The 20941-nt window shown below is 64.0% G+C and carries 21 protein-coding genes and 1 rRNA gene; 2 read left to right on the top strand and 20 right to left on the bottom strand.

The features are described from left to right. Together CH283_RS10035 and CH283_RS10030 are read right to left on the bottom strand one after the other, a co-directional pair. A 16S ribosomal RNA gene (locus CH283_RS10035) occupies positions 1–95 on the bottom strand; the annotation flags it as partial. 558 nt (positions 96–653) lie between these two features. After that, entirely contained in the window at positions 654–1349 is a 696-nt protein-coding gene (locus CH283_RS10030) for a pyridoxamine 5'-phosphate oxidase family protein (RefSeq protein ID WP_094638686.1), read from the bottom strand. A gap of 100 nt (positions 1350–1449) precedes the next feature. Between CH283_RS10030 and pdxR the strand changes: the two genes are divergently transcribed. Then, a complete protein-coding gene (gene pdxR, locus CH283_RS10025; protein ID WP_094638684.1) occupies positions 1450–2847 on the top strand; it encodes a MocR-like pyridoxine biosynthesis transcription factor PdxR in 1398 nt (465 codons plus the stop codon). On the opposite strand, the gene murA is transcribed toward pdxR, so the two are convergent. After that, entirely contained in the window at positions 2840–4093 is a 1254-nt protein-coding gene (gene murA, locus CH283_RS10020; RefSeq protein WP_068048251.1) for a UDP-N-acetylglucosamine 1-carboxyvinyltransferase, read from the bottom strand. The two genes, pdxR and murA, sit on opposite strands and share 8 nt — an antisense overlap. 54 nt (positions 4094–4147) lie before the next feature. On the opposite strand from murA, the gene CH283_RS10015 reads away from it, so the two are divergent. After that, entirely contained in the window at positions 4148–4750 is a 603-nt protein-coding gene (locus tag CH283_RS10015) for a cob(I)yrinic acid a,c-diamide adenosyltransferase (RefSeq protein WP_094638683.1), read from the top strand. Here CH283_RS10015 and CH283_RS10010 read toward each other — a convergent pair whose 3' ends face one another. The 17 genes from CH283_RS10010 to rho form a co-directional block, all read right to left on the bottom strand. Next, positions 4751–5188 (bottom strand): DUF2550 domain-containing protein, encoded by a 438-nt coding sequence (locus CH283_RS10010; protein ID WP_068048245.1) that lies wholly within the window; start codon positions 5186–5188, stop codon positions 4751–4753. It abuts the gene before it with no gap. Between the two features lie 29 nt (positions 5189–5217). Continuing rightward, positions 5218–5577 (bottom strand): F0F1 ATP synthase subunit epsilon, encoded by a 360-nt coding sequence (locus tag CH283_RS10005; protein WP_094638682.1) that lies wholly within the window; start codon positions 5575–5577, stop codon positions 5218–5220. 30 nt (positions 5578–5607) lie between these two features. Then, positions 5608–7056: a F0F1 ATP synthase subunit beta gene (gene atpD, locus CH283_RS10000; RefSeq protein WP_094638681.1), complete on the bottom strand. Its 1449-nt coding sequence runs from the start codon at positions 7054–7056 to the stop codon at positions 5608–5610. A 3-nt stretch (positions 7057–7059) separates the two neighbouring features. Further along, positions 7060–8031, bottom strand: coding sequence for a F0F1 ATP synthase subunit gamma (locus CH283_RS09995; protein ID WP_094638680.1), 972 nt, complete (start codon positions 8029–8031; stop codon positions 7060–7062). 52 nt (positions 8032–8083) lie between these two features. Then, positions 8084–9727, bottom strand: a complete 1644-nt coding sequence (atpA, locus tag CH283_RS09990) for a F0F1 ATP synthase subunit alpha (protein WP_027497901.1) — start codon at positions 9725–9727, stop codon at positions 8084–8086. An 88-nt stretch (positions 9728–9815) separates the two neighbouring features. After that, complete coding sequence (locus tag CH283_RS09985; protein WP_094638679.1) at positions 9816–10643, bottom strand: F0F1 ATP synthase subunit delta; 828 nt, start codon at positions 10641–10643, stop codon at positions 9816–9818. 8 nt (positions 10644–10651) lie between these two features. Next, a complete protein-coding gene (locus CH283_RS09980) occupies positions 10652–11212 on the bottom strand; it encodes a F0F1 ATP synthase subunit B (RefSeq protein WP_032393521.1) in 561 nt (186 codons plus the stop codon). A 7-nt stretch (positions 11213–11219) separates the two neighbouring features. After that, a complete protein-coding gene (locus CH283_RS09975; protein ID WP_008715092.1) occupies positions 11220–11459 on the bottom strand; it encodes an ATP synthase F0 subunit C in 240 nt (79 codons plus the stop codon). Positions 11460–11537: 78 nt separating this feature from the next. Next, positions 11538–12263 (bottom strand): F0F1 ATP synthase subunit A, encoded by a 726-nt coding sequence (atpB, locus tag CH283_RS09970; protein ID WP_032393520.1) that lies wholly within the window; start codon positions 12261–12263, stop codon positions 11538–11540. Between the two features lie 441 nt (positions 12264–12704). Then, positions 12705–13136 carry a hypothetical protein gene (locus CH283_RS09960; RefSeq protein ID WP_176460305.1) on the bottom strand — a complete coding sequence of 144 codons (432 nt, stop codon included), beginning with the start codon at positions 13134–13136 and terminating at the stop codon, positions 12705–12707. 66 nt (positions 13137–13202) lie between these two features. Next, positions 13203–14444, bottom strand: a complete 1242-nt coding sequence (locus CH283_RS09955) for a glycosyltransferase family 4 protein (RefSeq protein WP_094638677.1) — start codon at positions 14442–14444, stop codon at positions 13203–13205. 30 nt (positions 14445–14474) lie between these two features. Beyond that, positions 14475–15137, bottom strand: coding sequence for an L-threonylcarbamoyladenylate synthase (locus CH283_RS09950; RefSeq protein WP_068048275.1), 663 nt, complete (start codon positions 15135–15137; stop codon positions 14475–14477). Positions 15138–15203: 66 nt separating this feature from the next. Continuing rightward, positions 15204–16088: a peptide chain release factor N(5)-glutamine methyltransferase gene (gene prmC, locus CH283_RS09945; protein WP_094638676.1), complete on the bottom strand. Its 885-nt coding sequence runs from the start codon at positions 16086–16088 to the stop codon at positions 15204–15206. Positions 16089–16122: 34 nt separating this feature from the next. Continuing rightward, on the bottom strand, positions 16123–16938 hold the full coding sequence (locus tag CH283_RS09940; RefSeq protein ID WP_094638675.1) for an SHOCT domain-containing protein: 816 nt from the start codon (positions 16936–16938) through the stop codon (positions 16123–16125). Between the two features lie 106 nt (positions 16939–17044). Next, entirely contained in the window at positions 17045–18121 is a 1077-nt protein-coding gene (prfA, locus tag CH283_RS09935) for a peptide chain release factor 1 (protein ID WP_068048269.1), read from the bottom strand. A 97-nt stretch (positions 18122–18218) separates the two neighbouring features. Further along, positions 18219–18452 (bottom strand): 50S ribosomal protein L31, encoded by a 234-nt coding sequence (gene rpmE / locus CH283_RS09930; protein WP_008715081.1) that lies wholly within the window; start codon positions 18450–18452, stop codon positions 18219–18221. Positions 18453–18650: 198 nt separating this feature from the next. Then, positions 18651–20897 (bottom strand): transcription termination factor Rho, encoded by a 2247-nt coding sequence (gene rho / locus CH283_RS09925; protein ID WP_373557626.1) that lies wholly within the window; start codon positions 20895–20897, stop codon positions 18651–18653. Positions 20898–20941: the final 44 nt, after the last annotated feature.

Genomic DNA, 20941 nt, shown 5'->3' with positions numbered 1-20941 from the left:
CCGCTCGTGTACCCCGAAAGGCCTTACCGCTCGACTTGCATGTGTTAAGCACGCCGCCAGCGTTCGTCCTGAGCCAGGATCAAACTCTCCGTAAAAGACCTGCGAAACAACGATCCCCAAAGGAACCGCGAATCAGTCAAAGACATCAAGTCAAATCACTAGCAGAAAAACTCAACTAGCATTTCAAACAACACCCGACAACAACCACCACAAGCGGATGGCTGATACATCGAATGCTTTCACCAAAACAAAATATTTCGGCACTGACATTCATCGACACACTGTTGAGTTCTCAAAGAACACGCACACACTCTCGACCCACAGACACACAGTCCGTCGGCCTCAAGGGCAACTGTTCCAGCCTATCCCAGCTTGGTCTCGGACACAAGGCCCGACTCTTGGGGGATAAAACCTGCCAGGCCACACGTCCAACCTCGTTCACCCAGTCCGTGAAGACCGGGTCGGTGTCCGTCGCTCTGACTCGACAAAAGCTACGCCACCAACCACACCAACGCAAATCGGCAGGTCGACCCATGCTCGCAGGGTATTCGCGCAGCTCGGCCCCGGGGCGTCGGGTCATCGCGCCCTCTACACGCTTCAGGGTGCGCGTGTGATGCCAGCCACAGCCCGAACCTTCACTGCGGCAACATCGTTCACCCCCGAGTCGCGTTCCGGCGCACACCGTCCACGTGCTCCGGCACCGCAATGTCCCCCGCGAGATCTGCGGCAGGTTCGGCATCGCCGAGCGCCTCCCACACCGGAACTACTCCGGCCCATACGTCTCCCCGCTCGATGTCGAGGTCGTCGTCGACCGGTCCACCTGACCGCGACTTCACCGATGCCTCGTACATCGAAAGCGCCAGAACCGCGGTGGCTGCAAGCTCTTTCCGAGTATGTGAACGCAGATGAACGCTTCTTCCGGGGACCACCTGGTCGACTATCGCGTCCAATGCTCTAATCCGTTCGACGGCGTCCTCCACTCGGCGAGGCCGTCCGACCACAACGGCGCTTCGATAGTTCATCGAATGATGAAATGCCGATCGAGCCAGGACGAGCCCGTCGACGACAGTCGTAGTGACGCAGATGTCCTGATCCGGAGCGTCGATCATGCTGCGTGACGCCACCGATCCATGCAGATACAGCGTGCCTTCCCTGTCCGGACCGGCGGTATCCACGCCGAACACGGTAGGCACGACGCGAGGCACTCCATCCACGATCACGCCGATGTGGCATATGCGCGCCGAGCGCAGTACGTCGAGCAACGCTGCGCGTTCGAGGCCGGCGCGATGCCTACCCCGCATCACTACCGTTCGTGCTGTCGGGGAAAGAGGCACGTCGTCGACTGTCATGGTTTCCAGGATGCGGGACGAGTGGCCTTTCGTCATGGTCCAATAGAGCTGCTTTTGTTCAGGCCACTTCGACGCGGATACCGAAAGGGACCACAACTCCATGCTCCCGATCTCTCTGTCGATCGCCATCGATCGCGCCGACGCTCGGACGTTGCCCGTCCAACTGGCGGATCGCATCCGGTCCGCAATCGACGATGGAGACCTGCAGCCCGATTCTCGATTACCCAGTACCCGAGCACTTTCCGTCGATCTGGGCATCGCGCGTGCGGTCGTGGAGAAGGCTTACGAACAGCTTGTCGCAGAAGGTTGGCTCGATGCCCGGCGCGGTTCGGGTAACTATGTCCGACACATCCCCCGCGCACCTCGATCGATTGCGATGGCGTCGAGCGCACACACCACACCAGGAACGCCCCCGCGGATATCGCTCCGTCCGGGAATCCCGTGGACTCCACCCTCGGCATCCGATGCCTGGAAGCGCGCGTGGCGCGACGTCGGCGGCACACCACCTCCCGGCGACTATCCCGATTCCGCCGGCACGCTCGAACTGAGGACTCGCGTCGCCGATCTACTCCGCCGCGCCCGCGGGCTGCACACCACACCGGCGTCGATCGTGATCACGACGGGCAGCATTCACGGCCTCGACCTGGCCCTGGGTGCGCTTTCCGCTGCCGAATCGGTCGAACACGTTCTGGCACTGGAGAATCCAGGCTACAAATCCGCCGCTGCACTCGCGACACATCGCGGGTGGTCCTTGCACGACGTCCCCGTCGACCGCGATGGCCTGATCGTCGAACAACTCGACTCGACTCCCCCACGAACACCGGCCGTGTACGTCACACCGTCGCATCAATACCCGACCGGCGCATTCATGCCCATCGGCCGTCGACGTGCGCTAGCAGACTGGGCTCACAGCAACGATTCCATGATCATCGAGGACGACTACGACTCCGAATTCCGTTACGGCGTAGCACCTTTGCCCACCGCGGCCGAACTCGCACCCGACCGGACCGTGTACCTCGGCACCGTATCCAAGACCCTCGGTGCCGGGATCCGTCTCGGCTGGATGGTGGCACCTCGGTCGATGGTCGACCGCATCTCGGCAACGCGCCGCTTGATCGGCGATCACCCCTCGGTTCCCGTCCAGCATGCGATGACGTCCATCTTGCGCGACGGCGAATGGGACAGAGCCGTCCGAACGGCCCGGCGGCTCTATCGAGCCCGCGACCGACTGGTCGCGGCCGCGCTGGCCAGGTTCGGCGAACTTCGCGGAGTCGGAGCCGGCCTGCATACCGTGTTGCTACTCGACCCTGCCGCAGCGCGTGACGTCGCTACCTCATGCACCGCCAGGGGCGTGGACGTACCGACGCTCGAACACTCGACCCGCTCGCACACAGCCCGAGGTGGAATCGTCGTGGGATACGGATCCGCCTCCGACGACGAATTGGACTATGCGATAAGCATATTGGTCGAGGCGCTGGAAGCTGTGTTACTCAACTGACCCGCTCGATGCTGCCGCCGAGTGCACTCAGGTTCTCCACGAATCGCGGATAACCGCGATCGATGTGGAACACGTCGTGCACTTCCGTCGTACCGTCGGCCACCAGTCCCGCGAGAACCAAGCCGGCCCCGGCCCGAATATCGGAGGACCACACCGGTGCGCTGGACAGCTGTGGCACACCGCGAACCACGGCGTGATGGCCATCGGTGCGCGCATCGGCCCCGAGCCTGATCATCTCCTCGACGAACCGGAATCGTGCCTCGAAGACGTTCTCGGTGATCATCGACGTGCCGTCGGCGACGGTCGCGAGTCCGATTGCCATCGGCTGCAGGTCGGTCGGGAACCCCGGATACGGGAGCGTCGCGAAATTGACCGCGCGCGGTCGCTCGTGTTGCACGACGCGGAACCCGTCGGGCTCGCTGGTGACCTCGGCACCTGCGGACCTCAATTTGTCCAGCACCAACGACAGGTGCTTGGGGTTCACACCGCGGACTCGCACGTCCCCACGGGTCATGGCAGCGGCGATTCCCCACGTCGCGGCGACGATGCGATCGCCGATCACCCGATGGGTCGTCGGCTTCAGCGAGCTCACACCACGAATGGTCAAAGTCGAGGTGCCTGCACCGCGGACGTCGGCACCCATCTCGTTGAGCATGTTGCACACGTCGACGATGTCCGGCTCACGCGCGGCGTTGTCGATCACAGTCTCCCCGGTGGCGAGGACTGCGGCCATCAAGATGTTCTCGGTGGCACCGACGGACGGAAACGCCAGTCTGATGTTCGCGCCGCGCAATTCGTCTGCTTCCGCAACGACACATCCGTGTTGGATCTCGCTGCGTGCCCCGAGCAATTGAAGACCGGACTGATGCATGTCGAGGGGACGCGACCCGATCGCGTCTCCGCCCGGCAAAGCGACGACAGCTCTCTTGCACCGCGCAACCAGCGGCCCCAGCACGCACACCGAAGCTCGGAACTGGCGAACCGCCGCGAAATCGGCGTGATACTTCGGCATGGCCGGAGTGGTGATGTGAACGACCGATCCCTCCAACTCGACCTCACAGCCGAGCCCGCGCAACACCTCTGCCATCAGTGGCACGTCCAGGATGTCGGGGCAGTTGGTGATCGTGCTGGTGCCCTCTGCCAGCAGCGCTGCCGCCATCAATTTGAGGACGCTGTTCTTCGCACCACCGACCGCCACCTCACCGACGAGGCGATTTCCACCGTTGACCAAAAAGCGTTCACTCACCTCGACAGCGTAGCCAGCGGGACCGGCCGACACCCGCGCGGTACCGTAGCGCGCATGGCCGTCCACCTCACCCGCATCTACACGAGAACCGGCGACGACGGGACCACCGGGCTGAGTGATTTCTCGAGGGTGTCCAAGAACGACGAACGACTCGTTGCGTACGCGGACTGCGACGAGACCAACGCGAGCCTCGGTGTGGTTCTCGCACTCGGCAACCCGCCCGAATCGGTTCATTCGGTGATCCGCACCATCCAGAGCGATCTCTTCGACGCGGGGGCCGATCTGTCGACTCCGGTCGTCGAGAATCCGCAGTACCCGCCTCTGCGCATCGATCAGAGCTACGTCGACCGGCTCGAGGGCTGGTGCGACGAGTTCAACGAGGATCTCCCCGCACTGACGTCGTTCATTCTGCCGGGCGGAACGCCGCTGGGAGCGTTGCTACACGTGTCGCGAACGGTGGCCCGACGGGCGGAGCGGTCGGCATGGGCTGCGGTGCACGCGAGCCCGGAGACAACGAGTGCATTGCCGGCGAAATACCTCAACCGGCTTTCGGATCTGCTGTTCATTCTGAGCCGATACGCCAACCCCGAGGGCGACGTCCAGTGGGTTCCCGGGTCGAGCCGCGCTTCGAGCGACCCGACTACCGGCGAGAGCTGATCAGGCCGCCGGTCGGCGGCGACGCGATCGGCCGGAGGGACGAGATTCGACCCAGGACAGGAAAGCGGTCAACGCACTTCTGTCGAGGGCGATCTCGAAGTATTTACCATTGTCGGACAGTTCCAACACGGCGATGTCCGGTGTCATGATGTCGAACTCGGTGTCTCGTGGGGCTCGTCGATCACCCACGTGAATGTCCTGCCTACCCAGCCGATGATCGGGGCCGGGGCGAAGACTGGACAGCTTGAAGAATACGAGTGTGTTGTCTCCGTACCGAATGATGCCGTGACGCCAACCGGCACCACCGTCCGTCGGCAACACCCGCATGATCGCGGCGGTTCCCCCTCGCCGTAGAACCATCAGACGGTACGCAAAAGCCGCGACGAGCCCTGCGAGCAGCACAACCAGAATGATCAGAACAATCAATCCGTAGTGCATCGCAGGTCTCGTCGCGGCTTCTCGTGTACCTAGGACCGCTCGACAGCGCGGACACGACCCTTGGCCACAGCAAGGGCCTCGAGGTCGTCGCCGTTCTCTGCCACTACAGCCCGTGCCGCCTCGACATCGATGTCGTCGGCGAAATCGGCCGATTCTGCCAGCACGGTGACCGTCTTGCCGGTCACCGACAGGAATCCACCGTGGACGGCTGCGATGAGCTTTTCGCCGTCCGTGGTCGTGATCGACACCGTGCCGCCCTCGATCAACTGCCCGAGCACAGGCTCGTGGCCCAGCATGATGCCGATCTCACCTTCGGTGGTCTGAGCGCTGACGATGGTCGCGGTACCGGACCACAGCTTTTGCTCCACAGCGACCAGGGAGACCTCCATGCCGCTCTTCTCGGAAGAAGTCACGTCGGTCTACTTTCCGGCCATCTTCTTCGCGGCTGCCTCGACATCGTCGAGACCACCACAGCTGTTGAAGGCCTGCTCGGGAAGGTGGTCGTACTCACCCTTGGTGACCTTGTCGAATGCCTCGATGGTGTCGGAGAGCGACACGACCGAACCGGCCTCGCCGGTGAACTTCTCGGCAACGATGAAGTTCTGGCCGAGGAACTTCTGGAGGCGGCGTGCACGGCCGACCAGAACCTTGTCCTCTTCCTGAAGCTCGTCCATACCGAGGATGGCGATGATGTCCTGCAGCTCCTTGTACTTCTGCAGGATCCGCTTGACCTCGTTGGCGACGCGGAAGTGCTCCGCACCGACGATGCCGGGCTCGAGGATGCGCGAGGTGGAGCTCAGCGGGTCCACAGCGGGGTAGATACCCATCTGCGAAATCGGACGCGAGAGCTCGGTCGTCGCATCGAGGTGCGCGAACGTCGTGGCCGGAGCCGGGTCGGTGTAGTCGTCGGCGGGAACGTAGATCGCCTGCAGCGAGGTGATCGAGCGTCCACGGGTCGAGGTGATGCGCTCCTGGAGCTCACCCATCTCGTCCGCCAGCGTGGGCTGGTAACCGACGGCCGACGGCATACGCCCGAGAAGGGTCGACACCTCCGAACCTGCCTGCGTGAAGCGGAAGATGTTGTCGATGAACAGAAGAACGTCCTGTCCCTGAACATCGCGGAAGTACTCCGCCATGGTCAGTGCCGACAACGCCACGCGCATACGCGTGCCGGGCGGCTCGTCCATCTGGCCGAACACGAGGGCGGTGTCCTGGAGGACGCCCATCTCTTCCATCTCGAGGTGAAGGTCGGTGCCTTCACGGGTGCGCTCGCCGACTCCTGCGAACACCGAGGTGCCCGAGAACTCGCGTGCGATACGGGTGATCATTTCCTGGATCAGAACGGTCTTGCCGACACCGGCACCACCGAACAGACCGATCTTTCCGCCCTTGACGTACGGGGTCAGGAGGTCGATGACCTTGATGCCGGTCTCGAGGATCTCGGTCTTGCCCTCGAGCTGATCGAAGGCTGGTGGCTTGCGGTGGATGCCCCACTGCTCGCCGTCGCGGCCGAGTCCCGGGGTGTCCAGGCAGTCACCGAGGGCGTTGAACACGTGGCCCTTGACGACGTCACCGACGGGAACCGAGATCGGCTTGCCCGAGTCGATGACTGCGGTGCCGCGGACGAGTCCGTCGGTGGGCTGCATCGAGATGGTGCGAACCAAGTTGTCACCGAGGTGCTGTGCAACCTCGAGCGTCAGGGTCTTGGCCACGGTCGGCAGAGTGATCTCTGCGTTGAGGGCGTTGAACAGTGCGGGAATCGAGCCGCGCGGGAACTCGACGTCCACAACGGGGCCGATGACCCGAACGACACGGCCGGACTGAGTGTCCGCTCCGCTCGCGTTCTCTTGGGCTACTGCTGCGGTCATTGCTTAGTCACTTCCTGCGCTGTCGGCCAACGCGTTGGCGCCACCGACGATTTCGCTGATTTCCTGGGTGATCTGGGCCTGCCGAGCCTGGTTGGCCTGACGGCTCAAGGTCTCGACCAATTCGTTCGCGTTGTCCGTCGCTGCCTTCATGGCGGTACGACGCGCCGCGGACTCCGACGCTGCCGCATCGAGCAACGACGCATAGATCCTGGTGCTGATGTACTTGGGCAGCAGCGCCGAGAGCAGAGTTCCCGCTTCCGGCTCGAACTCGTACTGTGCCTGCACATCTGCGGTCGGTGAGTCGCTCAGCGCATCCGCACCCATCTCGAATTCCTCGTCTGTGTACGAGATTTCGAGCGGTGCCATACGGCGAACTTCGGGCTTCTGCGTGAGCATCGACACGAAGCGGGTGTAGACGATGTGCAACTCGTCCACGCCCTCGACGGTGCCTTCACCGTTGGGAGCCTCGACCTCGGTGCCCGAGCCGGCCATGAACAGCTCGACCAGGTGCCTACTGGCCTTGGCCGCGTCGGCGTATCCGGGCTCCTGAGAGAAGCCCGTCCAGGCACCCTTCACGTCCCGCTCACGGAATGTGTAGTAGCCCAGGCCTTTTGCGCCTAGGACATAGATGACCGGATCCTTGCCCTCGGAGCGGAGCAGCTGGAACAACTCCTCCGTCTCCTTGAGCACGTTGGAGTTGTAGCCGCCGCACATACCGCGGTCGCTGGTCACGACCAGAACCGCGGCACGCTTGGGCTCGGGTCGCTCGTTGAGCAGCGGGTGATCGAGCGAGCTCGATGCACTCGCCAACGCGGAGAGCACCTTGGTGATCTCTTCCGCATACGGCTTCGATGCGGCAACGCGGGCCTGAGCCTTGGTGATTCGCGATGTCGCGATCAACTCTTGTGCCTTGGTGATCTTCTTGGTCGAGTTGACCGACTTGATGCGGGAGCGAAGCTCGAGAATGCTTGCCATCTAGCTGTTCACGCTCCCTTCTGTGCTCGTCTTGGCATCTGTCATCGCAGGCCTACTTGCTGACTGTCTTGCGAGTGACGTTGACCTGCTCCTGGCTGACCTCGTCGGCGTTCAGAGTGTCTGCCTCGGCCTCGTTGACGACGCGGTTGCCGTCCGAGTCGACGAATCCGGCCTTGAACTTCTCGGTCGCCTCGGTCAGTGCCTTCTGGTTGTCCTCGTCGAGAGCCTTGCCACCGGCAATGCTGTCGTAGACGCCGCTGGCGTTGCGGTGCAGGTCCTCGAGCAGCTCGGTCTCGAAGCGACGCACGTCGCCGACGGGAACCGAGTCGTACGTTCCCTGCCCTGCGAGCCAGATCGAGACGATCTGATCTTCGACGGCAACCGGGGCGTACTGATCCTGCTTGAGCAGCTCGACCAGACGTGCGCCGCGCTCGAGCTGAGCCTTGGAGGCCGCGTCGAGGTCGGACGCGAACGCAGAGAAGGCTTCCAGCTCGCGGAACTGAGCGAGCTCGAGGCGAAGAGATCCGGAGACCTTCTTCATGCCCTTGGTCTGTGCCGCGCCGCCGACTCGGGACACCGAGATACCGACGTTGATCGCGGGACGGACGCCCTTGTTGAACAGGTCCGACTCCAGGAAGACCTGGCCGTCGGTGATGGAGATGACGTTGGTCGGGATGTATGCCGAGACGTCGTTGGCCTTGGTCTCGATGATCGGCAGAGCCGTCAAAGATCCGCCACCGAGCTCGTCGGACAGCTTCGCCGAACGCTCCAGCAGACGGGAGTGCAAGTAGAAGACGTCACCGGGGTATGCCTCGCGGCCCGGCGGACGACGCAGCAGCAGCGAGATGGCGCGGTACGCCTCGGCCTGCTTGGTCAGGTCGTCGAACACGATGAGGACGTGCTTGCCCTGGTACATCCAGTGCTGGCCGATGGCCGAGCCGGTGTACGGGGCGAGCCACTTGAAGCCGGCCGAATCGGACGCGGGAGCCGCGACGATGGTCGTGTATTCGAGTGCGCCCTGCTCTTCGAGTGCAGCCTTGACGCCTGCGATCGTCGAGCCCTTCTGGCCGATGGCGACGTAGATGCAGCGAACCTGCTTCTTATCGTCGCCGCTCTCCCAGTTTGCCTTCTGGTTCAGGATCGCGTCGATGCAGACCGCGGTCTTGCCGGTCTTGCGGTCGCCGATGATGAGCTGACGCTGGCCGCGGCCGATCGGAGTCATGGCGTCGATCGCCTTGATACCGGTCTGCAGCGGCTCCTCGACGGGCTGACGCTCGAGCACCGAGGCAGCCTGCAGTTCGAGGGCGCGGGTCTCGGAGGACTCGATGTCGCCGAGGCCGTCGATGGGCTTGCCCAGGGGGTCCACGACGCGGCCGAGGTAGCCGTCGCCCACGGGGACCGACAGCACGTCTCCGGTGCGCTTGACTTCCTGGCCTTCTTCGATGTGCTCGTAGTCACCGAGGATGACTGCACCGATTTCGGTGGCATCCAGGTTCAGCGCGACACCGAGGACTCCGCCGGGGAATTCCAGGAGTTCGTTGGACATCGCCGACGGCAATCCGGACACGTGAGCGATTCCGTCGCTCGTGTCCGTAACCGTGCCGACCTCCTCGCGGGAAGACTCCGGTGAGTAGCTCGCGGTGAAGTTATCGATCGCGCTACGGATCTCGTCGGAGGAGATCGTCAGCTCCGCCATAGTGTTTCCTGCTCTTCCTTCAAATGATCGCGGGGTGAAATGTCTCGAAAGTCGAGACGCTTCTTCTCGTTACTGTGTCCGTGTCGGACTATTTGAGCGTCTTTCGCAATGCAGCGAGGCGGCCTGCCCCGCTACCGTCGATGACCTCGTCGCCGATACGAACGACAAGTCCGCTGAGCAGTTCGGTATCGACCTCTACATGCACCGTGACCTGCTTGCCGTACGTGCGGGTCAAGGTGGCCGTCAGCTTCTCGAGCTGACTGTCGCTCAGTGGTGCTGCGCTGCGGACGTGGGCAACCGCGCGGTCGCGCTGCTCGGCAGCCAGGTCGGCCAGTCCGTTCAGTACGTCGGCGGGAGCAGCCTTTCGCGGACGCGTCACAGCCTGAACTGCAAGCGCTTCGGTGACCGCGGTGACCTTGCCGTAGAGCAGCCGGCCGAGCAGTTCACGCTTGGCCTGCGCGGGCTTCGAGCGATCCGAGAGGGCCTGCTCGAGCTGCGGGTTTCCTGCCACGATCCGCCCGAGGCGGAACAGCTCGTCCTCGACCGTGTCCAACTGATCCTGATCGGCCGCGGCGCGAAGCAGAGCTTCACGTCCCAGCTCGACCAGCGAGTTCAGCAGGTCGCGAGCGGTGGACCAGCTTTCGCCGGCAGCGGCCTTGACGATCGTCGCCGTTGCACTCGACACCTGGCCGGAGAAGACCTCTCCGGCCAGATCGCTTCGCCGAACGCCCTCGACCGACGAGTCGGCGAGAGCGGTACGCAACGTGCGCTGCGCGTCGAGAGTCTCGACGACGGCGAACAACTCGGCACCGGTCTGAGCAGCGACGGCTGTTGCCTCGCCTGTCGACGCGGACCCCAGAGCTTCGTGGGCAACCGACCGCGTGCGGGCGAGTGCCTCACGAGAAGTTGCGTACATGGTTCGACTCACTTTCCGGATGCGGAGTCCGCGGTGACGGAATCCAACTCGTTGAGGAAGCGATCGATCGAACTGGAACGCTTCGCGTCGTCGGACAACTGCTCTCCGATGACCTTCTCAGCGAGTTCGACGGCCGTGCGTCCCAGATCTCCCCGAAGTTCGGTGACGATCTGCTGACGCTGAGCAACGAGCTGATTGTGACCTGCGGCCACGATCCGGTCGCTTTCTTCCTGCGCCTTTTCCTTCATCTCGGCGAGAATCGCCTGCCCCTGGGTGCGCGCTTCCTCGCGGATCTGCGCGGCCTCGGAACGGGCGTCGGCCAGCTGAGCGTGGTACTGCTCGAGAGCAGCCTTGGCTTCTGCCTGTGCCTCTTCGGCCTTCTTGATTCCGCCTTCGATGAGCTCGGAACGCTCAGCGAGAACCTTGGTGAAGCGCGGCACCACGTACTTCCAGAAGAGGAAGCCGATTGCCGCGACACAGACGATCGACCAAACGATGTCGTAGGTTGCGGGCAGAAGAGGGTTGTACTCCTCCCCCTCCGCCGCCAGCAACGTAATCGCGTTTGTCATCGCGCTCTCAGAGAATGAAGCCGGCGACGAGGCCGATCAGGGCGAGGGACTCGGTGAATGCGATGCCGAGGAACATGGTGGTACGGAGCTGACCGGCCAGCTCGGGCTGACGAGCGGTTGCTTCCATGTTCTTGGCGACGACGAGGCCGAGGCCGATGCCGCCGCCGATGGCTGCGAGGCCGTAGCCGATGGCGCCGTATCCGCTTGCGGTGATTTCCTGCGCCTGGGCCAGAACTTCAAGGCTCATTGGGTTTTCCGTTCCCTTTCTTCGGTCCACATCCGGGTGTCGGAGGTGGCGGTGTAGCTGGTTCGGTCAGTTGGTCGGTCAGTGCGAGTCGGCGTGCAGCGACAGATCGATGTAGATCGCCGTGAGCAGCGCGAAGATGTAGGCCTGGAGGAAGATCACCAGCATCTCGAACATCGTGAACAGGAAGCCCATGATGAGCGAGGGTGCTGCGAAGATCTTCAGCCCGGCCGACGCCTCGAAGAGGAAGAACTGGGTCGCGCTGAAGAACAGCACGAGCATGATGTGGCCGGCCAGCATGTTGGCGAGCAGACGCACCGTCAGTGTGAACGGACGGAGTACGAAGTTCGAGACGAACTCCAGCGGGATCAGCAGCACGTGCATCGCCGGCGGAATGCCCGGGATGACGATGGTGCCCTTGACGAACTTCCCGACACCGAACTTCTTGACACCTGCGTAGATGAACGCGACGTACGCGACCGCAGCGAGCACGATCGGTAGACCGATGCGGGCATTCGACGAGATGTTCAGAAACGGAATGACAGCGCTCGCGTTCACCGCGAACACCGTGAAGAAGATGGTCATGATGACGGGCAGGAATCGACGACCCTGTTCTTTACCGAGCACATCTTCTGCGACGTGGATCCGAACGAAATCGAGAGCGATCTCGCCGACGTTCTGAAGACCACGCGGAACGATCTTCGGGCTGCGGAGGGCAACCACCATGAAGATGATCAGAATCGCCGACATCAGGATGCGGATGAGCATCAGCCTGTCGAGCTCGAACGGGGTCCCCTCGAACAGCACCGCGGGAGGAAAGAAATCGGATAGTGACGGCGGACTGTATTCCGCAGCCAGGGTGGTGACGCTCAGCGGTCTCTCCCGTGTTCGGGCCGCAGCCGGGTAACGACTGCGGTTCGATCGGACAATGACGATCTATCAAGTCGACGAAAATCGGCTCGCAATCGTCAGAGGCTGAGGCCCGGTCTTCATCGGCCAAGCGTCTGTCGGGTGTCGGCGACTCACGTCGACTCGGCAACTCTCAGGGCGGAACCTTACGTTGCCGAAGTCGTTGACTCCGGGCCTACTGTAAGGAAGCTCACGCTGACTGCTACCTGCGGGGGTCCAGTCCGGGGAAAAAGTCTCTTTCGTCCCAGTCTTGCCCACCGCTTGATGCAAACTTTATCAACAGAACTACGACGTTGTGTAGGCGGCCCTCAGCTTAACCGATTACGACAGCCTGTCGTACTACCGATTGTCGGTCTTGCCCTCGGTGGGAACGCTGTCCACGTAGGCGACTTTCGTCTTGACGACCCCGAAGACCTCCGCGCCGAGCACGACCACGAGCGCTCCCAGAATCGTCAGCCCCAAGGAGTACCGGTTGTAGAAGTCGGCGTCCTTGAGTGCGACCAGCACGATCAGCGCGATCACCATCTTCACCAACCAACCGCCGAGAAGCAGTGCTCCGACGGCCGAGGCCGGAAAACGCGTGGTGAGCGCCACCGACAACGCCGTCGTGATGACGAAGCCTCCGCCGATGGCAACACCGATGAGAGATCCCCACAGACCAGGTGTTCCGGCCGCCGCGACGGCGACTCCGACGCTCACCACCGTGAGCACCACCAGTCCGATGAGTCCGTATCGAACCGCGGCGCGAAGCGGGGCGAATTGGTCGGGCATGGACTGCGGAGTGAAGGTCACAGTTGTCGAGGGTACCCAGCACGCGGGCGCGTACAGCCGACGGGATCAAGAGCCCCGTCGAGCACTTCGCGGTTCCGAGCCCTGCGATCGGTCCACCCGCAGCGTGGGCACAGCAGTGACGACCAGCGCGAACACCAGACCTGCGGCAACCAGAAGCACCACTATTCGGCGGTCCAGCAGAGACGACCCGACCGCCCCGAAGGCGAGGACACCGACCCACAGGTAGATCACCAGCACCACCCGGCGGTGCGAATGTCCGATCTGCAGCAACCGATGATGCAGGTGCATCTTGTCGGGGCTGAAAGGACTCCGTCCGGCCCGGGTCCGGCGAATCACAGCCAGCAGCAGGTCGAGGATCGGAATGAGCATCACGGCTCCGACCAGCAGAAGCGGCGACAGCAGACCCAGCAGATCGCGTGGGCCGTACGCCGTCAACGGGATCCGCCCGGACGCACTGGTCGAGATGGTGGCAAGCGTCAGACCGATGAGCATCGATCCCGAATCGCCCATGAAGATGCGAGCGGGTTGGAAGTTGTGCGGCAGAAACCCCAGGCACGCGCCTGCCAATGCCGCCGCGATCAGCGCCGGTGGGTAGACCCCGACGTCGCCGCCCTGTTCCTGCAGCAGCCCCACCGAGAAGATGCAGATCGCCACCGAGGAGATGAGCCCCAGACCGGCCGCCAGCCCGTCGAGTCCGTCGACGAAGTTCATCGCATTGACGATCACGACGGTGATCAGGACGGTCACCAGTCCGGCTTGCAGTTGGTCGAGCACCAGGGTGCTGCCCGGTTGACCGGGCTCGCCTCCCCACGGCTGGTACAGCACGACCCAGCTCACGCCCATGATGACGAGGACCCCGGCCGCCGTCACCTGGCCGACGAACTTGGTCAGGGCATCCAGACCCCATCGGTCGTCGATGACGCCGACCAGCACGATCACGAAGCCGGCAACCAGCGCGGCCGGAATGTCGCGGTTGTAGGCGACGTCGAATCCGCGAGCCAGCGCAGGCAGCTGTGACGCGAAGAGCAACGCAGCCAGCATGCCCACGTAGATGCCCACTCCCCCGAGCCTCGGGGTGGCCTGCACGTGGACATCACGATCACGAGGAACCGCGACGGCACCGAACTTGACGGCCGCCACACGAACACCGCCGGTGGCGAAGAACGTGACCACCGCTGCGGTGAGGAACACCAAGAGCAGTTCGCGAATCGGTACGCCTGCACCCAGATTCGACTGAGCAAGGATGTCGACACTTCCGTGAAGGACACTGCCCCGAGCGACGCTCATGCGCGGAGGCGTGCGGGATGGACAGCCATGTCAGGACGCTCCCGGGACCAGGCTTTCGGCGGTGACACCGAGAACCTCGGCAATCTTCTCGGTGGGAATGGCACCGACCCGCAGAATTCGTGCTCGATCGCTGGTCAGATCGATGATGGTCGACGCCACCGCGTGGTCGGCCGGTCCCCCGTCCAGGTACACCGCGGCCGAGCCGCCGAGCTGATCTCGCGCCTCCGTCACAGTGGTGGCGGGTGGACTGCCGGAGATGTTGGCGCTGGACACTGCGAGCGGGCCGACCTCGCGCAGCAGCTCGAGCGCGACAGGGTGGAGCGGCATCCGCAACATGACGGTGCCCTGGGCGTCGCCCAGATCCCAGGCCAAGGACGGAGCCTGCTGCACGACGATGCTCAGCGCACCGGGCCAGAAGGCGCGAATCAAATCTCGGGTGCGTGGCCGGACACTCTGGACCAGGCCGTCGATGGTGTTCCAGGAACCGACGAGCACGGGAACCGGCATATCGCGGCCCCTGCCCTTGGCGCGCAGCAGATCCGTGACAGCGCTGCCGTCGAATGCATCGGCTGCGATTCCGTACAGGGTGTCGGTAGGCATGACGACCAGTCGGCCGGATTTGAGGGCACCGCGGGCAGCGGTCAATCCAGCAGTGCGCGCGTCGGCTTCACGGCAGTCGTAGACGGTACTCACGGCACCCATCCTTCCACCTTCGATAACGAAGTGATGTCAGGTGTCGCCCGCCTGCCGTTCCCGTCGTCAGGCCTGGGCCGGGTGCGCCCGTGCGGCGACGACGAACCGGGGCCTACCCGCCAGATCCGGATGCGCGGTGACCTCGGTGAACACTCGTCGCCGAGACAGCAGCGCCGCCACCTCGCCGCCATTGGAGTCGTCGTGTTCGATAGCGACGCCGCCGCCGATCCGAAGCCAGCGGGCGATGTTGCCGATCATCGGTTCGATGACGGACAGCCCGTCCGAACCGCCGAACAGCGCCATGTGCGGATCGTGATCGATCACTTCGGGATCGAGGTCTGCCCCCTCCGGGATGTAGGGCGGGTTTGCGACGATCATGTCGACAGCGCCGTCGAGTTCGGTCAACAGATCTCGTGACGTGACGTCGCCGTGGTGCAGCATGATCGGGGTATCGCCGTGGCCGCTGCACAGGTCGGCATTGCGCCGGGCCCATGCCAACGCCGACGGGTCGAGCTCGACGGCATGGACGACGGCATCGGGCCGGGCGTTGGCGATCGCCAGTGCCAGTGCCCCCGAGCCCGTGCACAGATCGAGAATCACCGGCGGATGGTGGTCGACGTTTTCGAGGAACGCGAGTGCCCAGGCCAACAACAGTTCGGTTTCCGGCCGGGGTACGAACACGCCCGGCCCTACTTCGACGTCGATGTTGCCCAGCGAGGTCGTTCCCGTGATGTATTGCAGCGGAATACGTTTCGCGCGCTGCTCGACGGTTCGGAAGTACGCCTCGACGACCTCGGGTTCGACGAGAGGAACCAGACCGAGACGGCCGCGGTCCACGCCGACGAGGTGTGCGGCGAGCAGCTCCGCATCGACCCGTGGGCTCGGCACACCGGCAGCGTCGAGCATCGACGTTGCTTCGAGGATGGCCAGGCGTAACGGCTTGCGGCTCATTCGAACAGCCTGCCACGAGGCACCGACAACCAGGTCACACGCGTCCCAGCAACTCCGACTTCTTGGCGTGGAACTCGTCGTCGGTGAGGAAGCCCTTCGCGTGCAGACCCGCGAGAGCCTCGATCGCAGCCGTGATGTCGGAGATGTCCACACCTGACGGGTCGCGCTGAGGCGACTGGTTCGAGGACTGCGAAGACTGTTGCGACGAGGACGGTTGCGCGTAGGTCTGCGGAGCGGGCGGCGTCGACTGGTTCTGCGAGTTCGTCCCGCCCGACTGCTGATCGACTCGAGGCAGGCTGCCTGCGGTGAACGTGCCGTACTGACTGGTGAACTCGAGCGAGCCCGGTCCACCACCCTGCTGTTGCTGGACTCCGCCGATGGAGTGATCGAGAGTGTCGTACACGGCCAGTTCGCCGCCGACCAACACCGCGAGGCGTCGAGATCCCGGGAACACTGCGTACTGCGAGCCGTTCTGACCACCGCTCGAGCTCGGCGCACCGAGGTCCGAGGGCCACCACGAGCCGCCGCCGAACGAGCTGCCACCGAACGAGCTGCTGCCGGTCTCCCTGGGCGGGTACACCTGATGCTGAGACAGCACCGCCGACAGGTCTCGGCAGAGACCGTCGACCCGGCTCTTGAGTCCGTGGTCGAACATGTTGCCCACCATGGTCATTCCGCCGCGCATCCACTGCCCACTGCCGCCGAGCTCGGGGATGTTGAACTGAGCCATGCTGCCGCGGCCGTTGTTGACGGCGTCGAGCATCGTGCGGACGGCATCGGTCGAGATGCCGTAGCGCGAGGACAGCTCGGACACGGCGTTCTCGCCTGCGGGGGTCAGGACCTGGTTCATGTCTGGTGTGCCTCTCGGGCGCTGTTGCGGGGTCGAACCTGGCCGCCAGGGTATCGCACGTTTCGGTGCAGCAGCCCGGCGAAATCTGTAAAGCTATGTGCCGCAGCTACTCTGCTTGCATGCGCGCGTCGCGGTCCGCCTTGGCCAGCGCGTCGAGCAACGCATCCATCTCGCCGTCCAGAAGTGAGTCGAGGTTGTGTGCCTTGAAGCCGATCCGGTGGTCCGTGATGCGGTTCTCGGGGAAGTTGTAGGTTCTGATCCGCTCCGAGCGGTCGACGGTGCGCACCTGGCTGGCCCTGCCTGCCGATGCCTCTTCGTCGGCCGCTTCTTCTGCTGCTGCCTGCAGGCGAGCTGCAAGTACCTGCATCGCGCGTGCCTTGTTCTGCAGCTGAGACCGCTCGTTCTGACAGGTCACCACGATCCCGGTCGGCAGGTGCGTGATTCGGACTGCGGAGTCGGTGGTGTTGACGCCCTGGCCACCTTTGCCGGACGAGCGGTAGACGTCGATGCGCAGATCGGTTTCGTCGATCTGAACCTCTTCCACCTCGTCGGGTTCGGGATACACCAGGATGCCGGCCGCGGACGTGTGCACGCGCCCCTGCGATTCGGTCACCGGTACCCGTTGCACGCGGTGGACGCCGCCCTCGAACTTCAGCCGGGCCCAGACGCCGTCGAGGGGATCCCTGGTCTTGATCGACAGCGTCGCGTCCTTGTATCCGCCGAGGTCCGAGACGTTCGCGTCGAGCACCTCGACCCGCCACCCGCGGCGTTCCGCGTAGCGCACGTACATCCGCGCGAGATCGGCCGCGAAGAGCGCCGATTCCTCGCCGCCCTCGCCCGACTTGACCTCCATCACGATGTCGTCGCCGTCGTGCGGGTCGCGTGGTGCGAGCAGGTCGGTGAGGGTCTGCTCGAGGTGCAGCACGGTCGCCTCGAGTTCGGGAATCTCGGACGCGAACGAGGAATCGTCGGCGGCGAGCTCACGCGCGGCCTCGAGGTCGTCCTGCGCGGAGGTCAGCTTGGTGTGCGCGGACATGATGGGGGCCAGTTCGGCGAACCTCTTGCCTGCTCTGCGGGCCGCGGACGGGTCGTTGTGCAGAGCTGGGTCGGCGAGTTGCTGCTCGAGTCCGGAGTGTTCGGCGAGGATGTCGTCGATGGCCGAAGGCTTGTCTGTTCTCGCCATGTTGATGACTCACTCTCGAACGCCGGTGCAACTGAATGTGGACACAAAAAAGCCGACGCCCGTCCTGTGATGCACAGGACGGGCGTCGGCGAAACAGCTAGCTGTCTGCGTCGGCCTTCTTGCCGGCGCGCTTGCCGTAGCGAGCCTCGAAGCGAGCGACGCGGCCGCCGGTGTCGAGAATCTTCTGCTTGCCGGTGTAGAAGGGGTGGCACTGCGAGCAGACCTCGACGCTGATGCGCTCTTTGTCGGTGGTGCTTCGGGTCTCGAAAGTATTGCCGCAACCACAGACGACTGTCGTCAGTGTGTAGTCGGGGTGAATTCCTGCCTTCATGGTGTCCTTACCGTTCTCTCTAGTGGTCGCCGGGTCGTCTTCGCCGATCGAAGACGTGAACCGGAACCGGACTCGGCCGTTGATTATGCCAGAGCGTGCATCTGACCTGCTAATCGCCGGTACATCTGTGCCGACAGATGCTTACAACGCGCGCACCTGTCGGCTTGTTCCCCGGACGAAAGATCCGGGAAACAATTGTCAGTCGTTCGCCCCGCCCGGCGCAGTCTTGGAGACTTCCATCAGGAACTCGAGGTTGTTCTTGCTCTTCTTCAGACGGTCGACCAGCAGGTCGATGGCCTGATGCGAGTCCAGTCCGGACAGCACGCGCCGCAGCTTGTGTACGACGGCGGCCTCGTCGGGAGCAAGGAGCAACTCGTCGTGGCGGGTGCTCGACGGGTTGATGTCCACTGCCGGGAACACGCGGCGTTCGGCGATCTTGCGATCGAGCTTGAGCTCGGCGTTGCCGGTGCCCTTGAACTCCTCGAAGATCACGGTGTCACCGGTGGATCCGGTCTCGACCATGGCCGTGGCGATGATCGTCAACGAACCACCGTGCTCGATGTTGCGAGCCGCGCCGAGGAACCGCTTCGGCGGGTACAGCGCGGTCGAGTCGACACCACCGGACAGGATTCGGCCCGATGCGGGCGAGCTGTTGTTGTACGCACGTCCCAAACGGGTGATCGAGTCGAGCAGAACCACCACGTCCTGGCCGGCTTCGACCAGACGCTTGGCCCGTTCGATCGCCAGCTCGGCCACCGCGGTGTGGTCGCCCGGCGGCCGGTCGAACGTCGACGCGATGACCTCGCCCTTGACGGAGCGCTGCATGTCCGTCACTTCCTCGGGACGCTCGTCGACGAGGATGACCATCAGGTAGCACTCGGGATTGTTGATGGCGATCGCGTTGGCGATGGCCTGCAGGACGCTCGTCTTACCTGCCTTGGGCGGGCTGACGATGAGTGCGCGCTGACCCTTGCCGATCGGCATCACCAGGTCGATGATGCGCGTGGTCAGGATGTTCTGCTGAGTCTCGAGACGCAACCGCTGATTGGGGTACAGCGGGGTGAGCTTGCCGAACTCCGGACGCTTGCGCGCGGCCTCGACCTCTCCCCCGTTGACGGTGTCCAGACGCACGAGCGGGTTGAACTTCTGCCGCTGGCTGGACTGCTCGCCTTCGCGTGCCACCCGAACCGCACCGGTCACCGCGTCGCCGCGGCGAAGGCCGTTCTTGCGAACCAGGTTCATCGACACGTAGACGTCATTGGGTCCGGCGAGGTAGCCGGAGGTACGGACGAACGCGTAGTTGTCGAGAACATCGAGGATGCCGGCTACCGGCTGAAGAACATCGTCCTCGCGAATCTCGGTATCGCGCTCGCGGCCACCGCCACCGTCGTTGCCTTCCCCACGGTCGCGTCCGCGACGGCGCTCACGGAACCGACGTCCCCGACGTCCGCGCCCTTCGCCGTCGTCGTCCTGGTTGTTGTCGCGGTTGTCGCGGGGACCGTTGTTGCGATCCTCGTTGCGGTTGTCGTTGCGACCGTCGCCCTGGTTGCGATTGCGTCCGCCCTGATTACGACCACCGCCGTCGCGGTTGTCGCGGTCACCCTGATTGCGGTTTCCATTGTCCCGGTTTCCGTTGTCACGGTTGCCGTTCTCGCGGTTGGAGCCGTCCCGGTCCCCTTGATTGCGGCTTCCGGAGTCGCGGTTCGCGTTGTCGCGGTTGCCGTCGGCGTCACGGGGTTCGCGTTCCGACCCGTCCTGGCGGTTGCGGTCGCCGCGACTACGGCGTGGGCGCTCGGTGGCGGCGCTGTCACCGGTCTCGTCCGGCTTCTCCGCCTGCGGCGCGACTGCGGGTGAATCGGTCGCCGCGGGAGCGGATCCGGCCGAATCGTTGCTGTCGTCGAGTGGGAGCTGTTCGGGAGCACCGGCTCGCCGACCTGCGGCACGACGTCCGCGTGTTCGGCGGCCCGTCTCGGGAGCGGCATCGGCAGAGTCGCCCGATTGCGTCGCCGGCGCGTCCGAGGACGGCGCTTCTGGAGCCGACTGCTTCGGTGCCGCCTCGGCTGCAGGCCGATCTTCGACGACCGGCGCGGATGCAGCAGTGCGACGCGACTTGGGTGCGTCGGATTTCGGTGCGTCCGTCTTTGCCGGTGCGCTGCCCGATTGGCGCTCGGAAATCGCAGCGATCAGATCGCCCTTGCGCATCCCGGAAACGCTCTTGATACCGAGTTCACCAGCGAGGCTGCGGAGCTCGGTGAGAACCATTCCGGACAGGCCAGCACGTCGGCGTGACGTTTCGGGCGCAGAGATAAGTTCCGTATCGGTCACGGAGGTCCTTTCCTTCCCTCGCTCGCTCGATGCGCAGCCGAGGGTTCGTTCCGCAGTTCGGCGTTCTGCCGAGCTCGGATATTGCCGTTCATGTTCGACGCACCCCGTCGACGACACCATCGATCCGGACCGCAGAGAACCACGGGAAGGATCGAGTCAGGAGC

The organism is Rhodococcus sp. 05-2254-2, from assembly GCF_002259095.1.
Taxonomy (GTDB): Bacteria; Actinomycetota; Actinomycetes; order Mycobacteriales; family Mycobacteriaceae; genus Rhodococcoides.
This window is presented reverse-complemented; position numbering and strand designations above follow the sequence as displayed.